Genomic DNA, 12,643 nt, shown 5'->3' with positions numbered 1-12,643 from the left:
ACAGATGTAAGGAAGACAAGCTTATTCACTGTTGAGTTGCTTCCACCTGTTTAAGTCGGTGAAAAGCTCTTCGGATAAAGCATTAGTGGTCGTCCGACCAATTCTTTCAGCCTGACGAAGTCGGATGAAAGTTGGTCTGACGACTAAGGTGTATCCTAACATCCGGTATACCGCCCTAAATTTAGTTTCGATTGAGTGTAGCGAATCCTTTCTTCGACCTAAACAAGCAAGATGTTTTTCGCGCTGCGATTGCCATCCAGCTACTGAAGCCGCTGCTACAGTAGCGACGGCTTCAGCCGTCAGTTGGCACAACAAGGTTAGGAGTAGTAAACCTCACTCCCTAATCACCTTTATCACTGCCCCTTCTCCCGTAATGGGTTCTTTTAGCTGCAAGAGATACAGGCCCGCCGGAAGAGCGCTGAGGTCCAGCTGGTGATTTTGCCGAAACCGGAACGCCTGTAATTTAGCTCCCGTTGCGCTGAAAAGGGTTCCATTGAGTAACGTGCCACCAGAGTAAGACAATCTCAATTCCCCCGTTGTGGGGTTAGGAAATGCTTGCAGATTGCCCGTTAAAGCAGTGTAAGTACTGACGGGAAAGTCCGAATCGTCACAGTTTTCGTCAATGCCGTTTCCGGGGATTTCTTCGGCAGCGGGGTTGATGTCGAAGTTTTGGTCGTTGCAGTCTTCGTAGAAGAGGAAGCCATCCTGGTCTTCGTCGAGGAACTCGACGAGGGTGGAGGTGACGGTGTTGGTGATGACGGGCTGATTGAAGTCGAAGTAGATGCCGGCGGTGTTATCGATGGTGGAGAAGTCGTCGAGGTCGGAGAAGGGCTGGATCTCGAAGGTGACGAAGCCCTGGCTGCCGGGGAGGTTAGTGGTGCTGTCGGGCAGGAGAATGTCTTCGAAGAGGAAGAAGACGGTCCGATCGTTGCGCACCGAGACGCTATAGGGATGGCTGGCAGCTAGTGGCTTTAGGGTTTCCAGATTGAGGGATTCCGATATCTTATCCTGAATGCGGACGGTGAAGGCTGTGTCATTGCCTGTGTTCTGGAAGCGGATAGTGTAGCGGAGTGTTTCGTCAAGCTGGGTGTAGTTGCTGCCGGAGGGTTCGGGTCTGCTGGGGCTTACCTGCTTGTCGTTGGGGTCGATGGCGCAGCGGAGGATTTGGGAATAGGCGAAGGTATCCGCCTCCACCATTGCTCCATCAACCGTCATGGCACCTGCGACTGCGCCCAGCTCCACCGGCAGCCCGGCAAAATTCTCGTCTGGCATCCGGAAGCGAATCCGGAAACGCTGGGAGGCATTCGGCTGCAGGGTATCAAAGGCAAAGGTGAGGGTATTCTCCTCCTGGCTCAGCGGCACGGCGTCGGAATCGAGAAACTCCATCTCCTCCGGGAAAGTAACCCTCCCCTCCCCCGCCAGCGGTTGGCAGCCGTCGTTGAGGATAGTGAGCCAGAAGTCGTGCTCGAAGCCGCAGCGGATGGTGGAGGAATTGAACGTAACGCTTAATCCAGGATTATCATTAGTAGGAACGATACCGAAAACGGCTTGATACTCCGTGCCAGAATTGTAATTAAAACTGTAGTTAGAAGGTGTAGAGAAAAACTCAGAGCATGGCTGGCTTGACAGAGAGAACTGATAGCTCTCTCCCTCAGCAGCTCCTAAGATAAAAGTTCCATCCTGGCGCGTAAAAACACCGGTGATATTCCCTCCCGCGACCTCAACACGGACATTTGGAATCCCCCCTTCTCCAACATCCCGAAACCCATTACCATTATCATCCTTAAACACCTCTCCGGAGATATAATTGTTCCCGGAGAGGGTCAGGTAATGCAACTCAGTGCCAAACACCGGATGATTAGCGACGAAGTAGAGCCGGTTACCAATGGGCACTAAGCCATCCGAAAGGCCGGGCAGCTCAACGTCGACCGTTTCCAACTGTCTGGTCGCCGGGTTATAAAGTTGTAGTTCTCCGTAATCAGGAATAATGGCCACCAGATCTCCCCACCGCTGTACGTTTATTGGTCCGTTGAAGGGAAGATCATTAAGCTCAAGGATCATTTTGGTTCCTGCCTCTGAACCATCCGTTTCCCATAACTCCCATTCATTGGTAACAAAGTTATCATAGAAGAAAATGGCCTCCTCATTGCCTATATCCGTCACCCAGGCAGCAGCAACAGATAACTGTATTGCTTCTCCGGTGGATTTATCTACTGAAAAAAGATCACCGCTTTCATTTTTCAGGAATAGGAAATGATCCGGGTAATTATATGTTTTCCCACTCCCAACCCCGACGTTAAGTTCCTGGCCTACGCCCCGGGGACTCAGCCAATAAGATGGTCCGGTATTGAAGTAGCTGTCTACTTCCAGGGCAACATTATCTCCGATCCGCCGATAGCGCAATGTCTCGTTAGTATCTACTCCTTCCAGATTCGTGATAATTCCGGTGGAGGGGTTATAGTAGGCAGGCCCTGAGTATGAAGACGTGCGATAAGTAAAATAAACCATCTCTCCATCGGTAGCCATTTCCAGGTTTTCAAAGGGCTCATCGTCTACCGTATCGACCTGAATGACGGCTAAGGTTTCCGTTAGCAGATCAAATTCAACCAGAGCATAAATGTTCATATTCAGATCAAGGTCGTATTCTCTGGTCATTCTGTAGAGCCTCTGGTTAATTGCTGTCCAAAAGAAGGAAGAATAGTCTCCCGGAAGATTAATGTTAACCTCCCGAATTTGCCCTGACGACAGGTCTATCTCATATACATCTCTTCCCCGCTGAAAGAAGTGCCGGTCATCAACGGTAAGTATGGACTGGTCAGGTTCCCCGATAATGTCACTTCCGGAGACGGTCGTTACATCGGTCGAGGTACCGCCATATAAAAGCCGGTCCTCTCCCCTCAAATCATCATACCAAACCACCAGTTTTCCACCAATAGCGAAAATGCCTTTGGGAGATCGCCCTACGGAATTGTCGTATAGGTTAACCATTAATTCCGGAGAAGAATCATCAGGGCGAGCGCTGTACAGAGCTTCTCCGTACAATTCGTCAAAGAAGTAGAAATAGAGAATATCCCCAATAGTAAATGGTTGCACCAGGTCCCAGTCAAATCCCCTTCCAACCCGTCGAAAAAGGTTGAAATCATTGACTCCTCCTCTGGTATACAAGAGATCAAAAGCATCTTCCCCATCATTGCCCTTGAAGAAAAGAGCATCTGGAGTTGCTAAAACAATCTCATTATCATTTGGCAAATAGCCAATGGTATAGACGTCTTCAGGAGTCGTTCCATAAGATTTTAGTGAAGGTGGGTTATCAAACCCATTCTCATACTCTTCTACCAAAACTCGGTTGTTCAGCATTAATATTTCATCATCAAAGGTTGATTTTCCCGCGTCGGTTAATTCGACAAGCGTGTCTGTGTACAGATATAACTGCTGATTTGACGACGTCCCAAATCTCTCCTGGACCGACAGGATATTGCCCCCATCTGGGTGCCTTTTGCTGATAATTGAGGTCCTGTTGATTTGATCAAAACCTGTTAGCTTCAGCAGTGGCAAAGCACCGCCCGTTGCACCATTCGTTATCCATAGCTGTTGCGTATTATCCTGCGAAATACTCCCGAAGACAAGTTGATTACCAATGCCCTCGCTTGTACCAACAAAATCAAAATAACTCACCCCGTCTTCTGGCCCCGGAACCATTTCTATCAATAAAGAAGTGCCTGTTTTTGTTCCATCAGTAATAAAAAGCTCTCTGCCGGTTGTGGGAGATTGGCCAACAAAAAGGACTCCCTGATCAGAAGCAACTGCAAAATTGAACACATTGATTCCTTCCGGCAGGTTTGGCAAATTTTCGGTCAGGTCAGTCACTTGACCTGTCTCCGGATCATACACGTCTAAATCGAAAGGCAGATTTCCGTAGAACAACAAATTATTATAGGTGAGTAAGTCCCCTCTGGAGTCAGGAAATATCTCCTTCGTGCCGAAGCGTGTACCGTTTGTAATGTATACTCCGGAGCCTGAATCGTATACCAGTTGATCCCCGAATTCAAAGACCAGATCACTGGTAAAAGTCGTTGAGAACTCATCGGATAAAAGAGTTGACACATTATTACTCCCAAAAACGCGGACGCCATCTACCTGACTAAAGTGATAGAGGCGATTCTGGAAAACATAAGACTTAGTCGTATGAATTGGTGTTCTGCTTATTTGATTTACCTGCCCGCCAGGCTTCAAAAAATAAAGGTCGTACTTCCATGTTTGGTTGGGAATTGGCAGCGAGAAAAACAAGCCGTTATCCGTTACACCATGAAGGTGCGGCTCTTCTTCATGGCGGTAGAGCTCAGTTAATGAATTACCATCAAAAAAAGAGATTACGAAATCACCACGAGGTATTTCTTCAACGATAAAAGCTCCAATTGAGTCTGACTTTATATCAATTAGCCCCCTCGAAGGCGCTGGCTCGGTATTGAAATCCACTATCTCTAAAGTGTAGGGAATTTCCTGAGCGACAATTGCGGTAGCAAACAGGAAAAATGCTAATAAGGTCAGGGAATTTTTCATATTAGGTGGTTAGAATTCTAAAAAGATAGCAACCAAAGATAGCAACTTACCATGTACTCTTTTATTCCAACCCTATGTGTTTGCTTGCGCTGCGATTGCCAGCCAGCGACTGAAGCCGCGGCTACCGCCGCCCCAACCCATAATCCACCCCTAACTGATTGATCCCGCCGCCGATGTGATAGGTTGTGCGGCCGTAAGCCAGGGAGAATCGCTTAGTGCGGAAGGCGAAGCCAAAGGAATAGCCGGCACCGGTTCGGAAATCCGTCAGGCGGAGCTCCCGGCGGAGGCCGTGGTTATAGCCGAAGCGGAGGCGGAAGTTTCGGTTCGTACCGATTAGAATCTCGCCGTTGAAGACGAGGTGGCGGGCGAGATTATCCAGCAGGATCGCCCCGGCTCCCCGGCCGGTTTCCTCCTCACCAATGGCCAGGAAGATGGATTCGTTTTCGGCGTCCGGATCATCGAAGAGGATGTTCCAACGATCGAGGTAGCGATAGATCAGGGAAAAGCGGAAAGGGAGATAGCGGAGCTCGCGGTTGATCCCGATTTGCAGTTCGAAGGGTAAGGGTTCCCGGCTGCCATCGGCGTCGTATTTGCTGGCTTGAATGCCGGCGTTCTTAGCCAAGAGGGTAATGCCAAAAAGGCCGGAAGTGTCTTGATAATGGACTGCCAGGTCCGTCGCGATACCGAAGCTGCCAAAGCCGGCCAGCTGAGAGGAGATGACCTTTAAATTAGCGCCAACGGAGAGCCGGCCGTCAAATTGGCGCGCAGCGCCAAGGGTGAGGGCAAAGTCGGAGGCGGAGAAAGTGCCAAGGTCCTGTCCGGTATTATCCCGCCGAACCAGATCGCTGCCATAGCTCGTGTACTGCAGCCCGCCCTGAAAAGTGAGTTTCAGCTTCTCCTGATAGTGCCCGTAGCCCAAATAGCTATTGCTGATTCCCGCAGGATGAAACGCATGACTTAGCGCAAAACGCTGGTGCATGGAGGGGTTAAGCAAGCTGGGGTTCCTGGCTGCCAGGCTCAGATCATCATCCATCAGAGCGATGTGATGCCCGCCCATGGCGGCAACGGTAGCAGAGTTGGGAAGGTTCAGAAATTCGTAGACGGAAATCCCACCCACCTGGGCAAAAGTGACCGAAGAGAAAGACAACAAGAAGATAAAAAGCAGGTTCCGCATCGTGAAGGGCAAGGTACGGAGGATAGATAAGAGGAAGACCGGAAATGTGGCTTTTGTCGGGAGAGAAGATGCTACAAGCAGATTCAGAATACGACTACGACTCCGGCTGCGTCATGTCCGGAGCGGGGGGAGCTGCGGTCGTACTGTCCGTAGTCCATACGGTACTGCAAATGCCCTGATCACACTCCATTACCCGCTCTAACCCTCCGTTTTCGGCGAAGAGGTGGAGGGTACCATGTTCGTTATCGCCCCGGAGATAGGCGCCGCTGGCTTTAGGGTTTCCGTTAGCGTACCATTCTTTAAATGGTCCGTTTTCGGCGTTATCCGCAAAAGTAACGACTTCGCTAATGCTTCCGTCTGGATAATAGGACGTCCACTCGTCGGCCATAACGCCATTGACGTATTGCCCCCGGATGGTCATATTCCCTTCCTGGTCATAGTTGAGGTATTCACCCTGGAATTTTCCGTGCTCGTAGTTTTCTTCTACTACTATTTGTCCGTTAGGCGCATACAGCAGGCGATTACCGTGCAGCTCTCCGTCAACGTAAAACTCTTCAGTGGTTAGTTTTCCTTCAGGGTCGTATTCACGGGCAGCTCCTTGTTTCAGTCCTGATTCAGGATCCTGCCGGTATTCTACCCGGTATCCCTCATCATCGGTTTCTTCCTTTAAAACTAAACCGTCTCCGCAAGCATACAAAAGGAGGCTAAAAAACGTTAATAAGAACAGGGAGGGGCGCATACCATAAATTTACAAGATGAAACAACCTAATACTATTACTTCCAGAACGCTATTTTTCATCTTTTTGGTATCTGTTTGCGGAGCGCTCCTGGGGCAAAATACCGAGGTGGAAATGGCCCGGCAGATGGAGAAAACAGCGAAAGAAAATCAACAGCGCCCCTATGGTCCGGATGCTGAAGCTCCATCGGCTTTTTTAGACGAGGATGCCAAAGGGTACTTAATGGAAACCAGCAGGGCTGTAGATCTTAAAAGATACACCGAAGTAAGAGGTACGCCCTTCCGTTACAAAGCCTTTGGCCCCGGCTACCTCTACGACGTGACCCTTAACGAATACTACATTGACTCCCTGAACTATAACGGATTCACCAGCCAGTTTGAGTTTTATACTGACGGACAACTCCGGGAGCTGAACCCCAACAATTTCCTGCGGGTGGAAATGGTCGTTTCCAAAGAGGATCGCCACGTCTACGGGCGGGGGATCAATCCTAAATTCCGGGACCGCTACGCAGAAATCATCTATAAAGGAGACTACATCACCGGCACGATGGTATACGATGTAAAGAACGAAGAAAAGGTCGTTCAGGACGTAGGCAAGACTCTAAAACTACGCCGGTTTACGGCCAAATCTTTACACTATGCGATGGTAGATGGTGACTTCGTGACACTAAAATTGACCCCAAAGAACGTAGCGGAGGACCTCGGCTTCAAATCAGACTTGCTAAAGTTCATGAAAGCCAATAAACTGAAGCCCGGTAAGCGGGAAGACCTGGTTAAGATTTACGCTAAGGCGGATGAGCTGTATGAGTAAAAGGGGGTGGTCTTTTGGTTTTTTGGTCTTTTGGTTTTTTGGTTTTTTGGGCTACCGCGTGTTGGAGGCGGGACAGGGGCGCTGCGCGACAGCAAGGTTTCACGCTGAAGGACGCGGAGGGAGGGGAGGACGCAAGAGGGCTACCTCACGTTGGAGGCGGGACAGGGTCGCTGCGCGACAGCAAGGTTTCACGCTGAAGGACGCGGAGGGAGGGGAGGACGCAGAGGGCTACCTCACGTTGGAGGCGGGACAGGGTCGCTGCGCGACGGCAAGGTTTCACGCAGAAGGACGCGGAGGGAGGGGAGGACGCAGAGGGCTACCTCACGTTGGAGGCGGGACAGGGTCGCTGTGCGACGGTGGGGGATAAGCAGGTTGCGGATAGAACATCCTATAAATCCTGTCTTAAATCCAATAAATCTTACTCTCCCGGCCACATGGTAAAGTCGCTGCGCGACAGCAAGGTTTCACGTTGAAGGACGCGGTGGGAGGGGAGGACGCAGAGGGCTCCGAACGGTGAAGTCTGGTGATATCTGACGAGAAATGATAGTACTTTTGTCATGAAGAAGATCCCTTCAACTATGCTCCATCCTCGTCTTACTACTTTCCTACTGGCAACCATACTGGTCTTCGCCCTCCCCTGCTGTTCGGGTTCTTCCCCTGCACCTGCGTCCGCGCCCGAAAAAGATGAAGCCACCAGAGGGGCCATTGAAGAGCGGCTCATAACGGAGCTTTCTCCTTCTGACGACCGCGCCGGCCGCCAACGCAACGCCATCATCAACCGGGCTATTGACCAGAATTATGACGTTTATGCCGCCCCGGAAGGATATTTCTACGAAATCCTTGAGCCCGGAGACTACAGCCCGCTGGCTGAAGGTGACATTGTCCACGCCCACTATCAGGGAACTTTCCTGGATGGAAAAGTCTTTGACGACAGTCGCAAACGCGGCAAAAAGTTACGTTTTATCATTGGCCAGTTAATCCCTGCCTGGAACCTGGCCCTGCAACGCCTGAAACCAGGCGGCGCCATCCGGATTCTCACCCCCAGCGAGCTGGCCTACGGTGCTGATGGGCTGACGGGGCCCCGTGGAGACACCTTAGTGCCCGCTCATAGCGTTCTGGAATTCCTGATCGATGAAGTAGAGATCGTTGAGGAATAATCAGGCCTCCTCGTCCCGTAAGGCCAAGGCCACAAAATCTTCCAGGCTCACCTGCTCGGGCCGCCGCTGGAAAAACTCATCCGAAGCAAGTACTTCTGAAGAGAAAGCCGATTTCAGGCTATTACGCAGCATCTTGCGTCGCATCCCGAAGGCCGACTTGACGATGTGCTTGAACCGCCCCCACTTCTCGTCGGGCACCAAGGGCACCTCCCGGCGAACGAGACGAATCACCGCACTTTCCACCCGGGGTGGCGGGTTAAAGTTGCCCCGGCTGACGTTGAGCACCAGTTCCCCGGTATACCGTGCCTGAACGAGGACACCGACCACACCATAGGTTTTTGAGCCGTTGCTGGCAATTACCCGATCGGCGACTTCCTTCTGGAACATGCCGCTCATTTCGGGGATGAGGTCGTAGTTGTCCAGCATTTTGAAGAGGATCTGGCTACTGATGTTGTAAGGGTAGTTTCCGATGAGGCCGAAGGGCCTTCCGTCGAACTGTTCCCGCAGTTTGCTCTTGAGAAAGTCTCCGGCAACGATCCGGTCGCTGAGCTCCGGATAGTGCGTCTCAATGTAGGTGACCATGTCCTTATCGGCCTCGCTGACCGTCAGGGTAAAATCGTCTTTCCGTTCCAGCAGGTGCTTGGTGAGCATCCCCTGGCCGGGGCCAACTTCAAGTACGTCATCGTACATATCCGTTAACTGCAGGGAGTGAGCAATCTGCCGAGCATAATGCTCATTAGTGAGAAAGTGTTGGCCGTAGGATTTTTTAGCGCGCATAGGGCAAAGGTAGGGAGGTAGTCTGGTAGTTGGGTAGTCTGGTAGGCTGCCGCACGTCGGAAGCGAGACAGGCGGCATAAACTACATAAATTCACAGCTGCCGCACATTGCCGCCTACAAAATGCGGTAGCCTACAAGAGCACAAGCCTACTAGACTACAAGACTCCGCACCGCCAACCAGGCCATCAACCCTCCCCCCGTTTGCAGGCAGGCTTCGTCGACGTCGAAAGTATCGGTGTGCACGGGGCGTTCGGCTTCTCCCGGGCGGCCAACGCCGAGGCGATAGAAACAGGCGGGCAGGTGATGAGTGTAGAAAGCGAAGTCTTCGCCCGTCATCCGGATGGGAAGCTCCACCACCTGCTCTTCGCCCAGGAAGTGCCGGGCTTCCTGCATGGCCCAATGGGTGAGCTTTTCGTCGTTCTTGAGGAAAGGATAGCCGTGGGCGATGGTGAGCTCAGCCTGCCCGCCCATGGCGGCGGCGATGCCGGTCACCAGCTTGTCCATCCGAAGGTGCAGCTCTTTGCGCCAGGCTTCGTCGAGAGTACGGAGCGTGCCCTGCAAGCGGACGGCATTGGGGATTACGTTCGTTGCCCCGCCATCACTTTCGATGCGACCGAAGGTGATGACCGCCGGCAATGTCGGGTCCGTGTTCCGGCTGATGAGCTGCTGGATAGCCGTGATGATCTGTGCCGTAATGACGATAGGATCAACGGCATTGTGCGGCATCGCGCCGTGGCCACCCCGGCCCGTAACGGTGAGGTAAAGCTCATCCGTGCTGGCCATGTAGATGCCCGGCCGGAAGCCTACTTTCCCCGCCGCCAGCGGCGGATGGACGTGCTGACCAAAAATCCCCGCCGGCGCCGGTTTTTCCAGTGCACCATCCTTGATCATCAGGGTAGCACCACCGGGAAGCTTCTCCTCCCCGGGCTGAAACAACAGGCGAACGCTGCCCGAAAAATGGTCTTTGACCGAGGCTAAAATCCCCGCCGTTGACAGCAAACTGGCCGTATGAACGTCGTGCCCGCAAGCATGCATGACACCTTTGTTCTGCGATGTATAGTCGGTAGTATTTGCCTCCAAAATGGGCAGGGCATCAATATCTGCCCGGAGGGCAATCACCGGACCAGCGCCCTTTCCACCACTGATTTCGGCCAACAGGCCCGTATCGGCAATTTTTCGGTAGGGAATTTTCAGCTCGTCCAACTGACCGGCGATGTAAGCCTGCGTCTCCCGCTCCTCGAAGCTCAACTCGGGATGCTGGTGGAGATAGCGACGGTTGGAAACGGCTGCGGGGTGAAGCTCTTGAGCCAGGTCGGTAATGCGTTGACGGAGGTCGGGGGTGGGCAAAGGGATGGGGGTTGGATTAGGGGGCAAAGGTAGTGAAGGTTTCAGCGGACAGCGGACAGCGGACAGCGGACAGCGGACAGCGGACAGCGGACAGCGGACAGCGGACAGCGGACAGCGGACAGCGGACAGCGGACAGCGGAAGAAAAATAGTAGGGGTTAAACAACCAAATTTTACGCTAAAATCAATTCGATTTATCCGTATTTAAACGTTTATAAACGTAAGTATTCGTTTAAAATACGAATAAAAGAGGTTGGCCGCCTAATCATTGCAGAAACAAAAAAGAGATGAAACCTCCACATTTTTTCCGCTGGATAGCTTTTATAAAGGGAGAGAAACTCGCACAGCGAATTTTTGAACTATCCCGGCAATTCCCTCCAGAAGAGAAGTATAGCATGACAGATCAAATCCGGAGATCTTCACGTTCCGTGACGGCCAATCTTGCCGAGTCTTATGCCAAGAGACGGTATCCGAAGCACTTCACCTCCAAAATAACCGATGCTCAAGGTGAAAACTACGAAACAATGGGCTGGCTGCGGCACGCAAGAATCTGTAAGTACATCAACAATGAGGAGTTTACTACTCATTACAACGAAACACTGGAGGTCGAAAAACTCCTTTCCTTCATGCTTCGCAACCCTGACAAATTCAGAGGAAGCTTCGCCAATTAGCCCTCCCGCCTGAATGCTGAATGCTGAATGCTGAATGCTGAAAATTACTCCGTAGCAAACAAACTCAGCCCAAGGGTAAAACTTTCCTATACCCTCTCAATCCCGCTTCACCTTCTCCCGCAGCATATTACGCGCCGTCCAGACGCGGCTCTTGGCCGTGCCGATGGGGACGTTCGTGATGGTGGCGATGTCCTTATACTTCATCCCGTTAAAATGTAGCAGGAAAGACCGGCGATATATTTCGGGGAGTTCTTCGATGCGAGACATAATTTCTTCCGCGCCCAGATCACTTTCAGCGGGGTTGAGCTCCGTCGTTTGGTTAGACCAATTGCTGGCCGGCGGCTGCTCTTCCGTAATTTCCCGACGACGCTTCTTTTTTCGGTACCCCGTAATAAATACGTTGCGAATAATGGTTTTCACCCACGCCTGCAGGTTAGTACCGTTCGTAAAGCGCTCGTGGTTTTTGATCACCAGGTAGATCGCTTCCTGCAACAGATCAGCCGCTTTATCTTCATCCCGGGTAAGGGTAAGGGCGTAGGGCCTGAATTCGGGATAGAACCGGTTGCTGATTTGCTGAATTTCCTGCGGCGTCATGATTTTAAATTTCGGTAGGAAAGAAATAATTCCACAAGACTAGTGCAGGCGCGGACGCAGGTGCAAACACTTTTCGGCCAACGGTCGTTTTTCACCGATGAACTGTCATTGAGCGAAAGCCATATGACGCTCCCATGACGAAGTTAGCAGAGCAATGGCGGTCAGACCGCTCGTCTTTCCCAACGGGAAAAGCGGTACGCCAGCTCGTTTTTCTCATCGGGGCGGTGGGCTTCACTCCAGACTTCTTCCCATTCAGCGGGGTCCAGTTTGGGGAAGAAAGCGTCTCCACCTTCAATCTCCGCGTCTACGATCGTAAGGAATACGGTCGACACCAGATCGAGGCTCTGCTTATACAATTCCCCTCCGCCAATGATGAAGGCTTCCTCGGCCAAAGTAACCGCCTCCTGCGCCAGCGCTTCGCGCAGGCTGTGGCATACAATGACGCCCGAAGCCGTAAAAAAGGCATCGCGCGTCAGCACAATGTTCGTTCGCTTCGGTAGCGGCCGGCCGATACTCCGGAAGGTCTTACGACCCATAATGACGGGATGGCCCAGCGTAGTACGCTTGAAAAATTTCAGGTCAGCGGGCAGGTACCAGGGGATGTCCCCGTCTTTGCCGATGGTCCCCTTGCGGTCGGTGGCTACGATGGCGCTTAGTTTCATGGGGGCGAAGATAGGGGAGGCGATGGATTTGACGTCTCCCTTAAAAATTAGCTGATTTTTCGGCGGTGTATCAAATGTAAGGGTGAAGTATTACTCAAAATGGCAGTGAAGCAGAGTTGCTAACTTGTTAGCGACCAAACTTCCAAATCATGCTCA

10 protein-coding genes are annotated in these 12,643 nt (G+C 51.8%); 3 read left to right on the top strand and 7 right to left on the bottom strand.

All coding sequences use genetic code 11. The features are described from left to right. Positions 1-333: 333 nt before the first annotated feature. The 3 genes from BM123_RS13150 to BM123_RS13140 all read right to left on the bottom strand — a co-directional run bounded on the left by BM123_RS13150 (position 334) and on the right by BM123_RS13140 (position 6,473). Positions 334-4,560, bottom strand: coding sequence for a DUF7619 domain-containing protein (locus BM123_RS13150; RefSeq protein WP_090169237.1), 4,227 nt, complete (start codon positions 4,558-4,560; stop codon positions 334-336). 121 nt (positions 4,561-4,681) lie between these two features. Then, on the bottom strand, positions 4,682-5,734 hold the full coding sequence (gene porQ / locus BM123_RS13145) for a type IX secretion system protein PorQ (RefSeq protein WP_090169235.1): 1,053 nt from the start codon (positions 5,732-5,734) through the stop codon (positions 4,682-4,684). A 94-nt stretch (positions 5,735-5,828) separates the two neighbouring features. Continuing rightward, positions 5,829-6,473: a toxin-antitoxin system YwqK family antitoxin gene (locus BM123_RS13140; protein ID WP_090169233.1), complete on the bottom strand. Its 645-nt coding sequence runs from the start codon at positions 6,471-6,473 to the stop codon at positions 5,829-5,831. 16 nt (positions 6,474-6,489) lie between these two features. On the opposite strand from BM123_RS13140, the gene BM123_RS13135 reads away from it, so the two are divergent. Together BM123_RS13135 and BM123_RS13125 are read left to right on the top strand one after the other, a co-directional pair. Further along, positions 6,490-7,281: a hypothetical protein gene (locus BM123_RS13135; RefSeq protein WP_090169230.1), complete on the top strand. Its 792-nt coding sequence runs from the start codon at positions 6,490-6,492 to the stop codon at positions 7,279-7,281. Positions 7,282-7,838: 557 nt separating this feature from the next. Continuing rightward, positions 7,839-8,438, top strand: a complete 600-nt coding sequence (locus tag BM123_RS13125; RefSeq protein ID WP_090169226.1) for an FKBP-type peptidyl-prolyl cis-trans isomerase — start codon at positions 7,839-7,841, stop codon at positions 8,436-8,438. Here the strand turns inward: BM123_RS13125 and rsmA are convergent, their stop codons facing one another. Beyond that, complete coding sequence (gene rsmA / locus BM123_RS13120) at positions 8,439-9,215, bottom strand: 16S rRNA (adenine(1518)-N(6)/adenine(1519)-N(6))-dimethyltransferase RsmA (protein ID WP_090169225.1); 777 nt, start codon at positions 9,213-9,215, stop codon at positions 8,439-8,441. A gap of 150 nt (positions 9,216-9,365) precedes the next feature. Further along, on the bottom strand, positions 9,366-10,562 hold the full coding sequence (locus tag BM123_RS13115; RefSeq protein WP_090169223.1) for a M20 metallopeptidase family protein: 1,197 nt from the start codon (positions 10,560-10,562) through the stop codon (positions 9,366-9,368). 285 nt (positions 10,563-10,847) lie between these two features. Here BM123_RS13115 and BM123_RS13110 point away from each other — a divergent pair, with 285 nt between their 5' ends. After that, entirely contained in the window at positions 10,848-11,231 is a 384-nt protein-coding gene (locus BM123_RS13110; RefSeq protein WP_090169222.1) for a four helix bundle protein, read from the top strand. Between the two features lie 96 nt (positions 11,232-11,327). Here the strand turns inward: BM123_RS13110 and BM123_RS13105 are convergent, their stop codons facing one another. After that, positions 11,328-11,825, bottom strand: coding sequence for an RNA polymerase sigma factor (locus BM123_RS13105; RefSeq protein WP_090169220.1), 498 nt, complete (start codon positions 11,823-11,825; stop codon positions 11,328-11,330). Positions 11,826-11,986: 161 nt separating this feature from the next. After that, complete coding sequence (locus BM123_RS13100; protein WP_090169218.1) at positions 11,987-12,487, bottom strand: dihydrofolate reductase; 501 nt, start codon at positions 12,485-12,487, stop codon at positions 11,987-11,989. Between the last annotated feature and the right edge of the window lie 156 nt (positions 12,488-12,643).

It is taken from the genome of Neolewinella agarilytica (assembly GCF_900110645.1).
Taxonomy (GTDB): domain Bacteria; phylum Bacteroidota; class Bacteroidia; order Chitinophagales; family Saprospiraceae; genus Neolewinella; species Neolewinella agarilytica.
The sequence above is the reverse complement of the archived record's forward strand: the minus strand, read 5'-3'. Positions and strand labels throughout refer to the sequence as shown.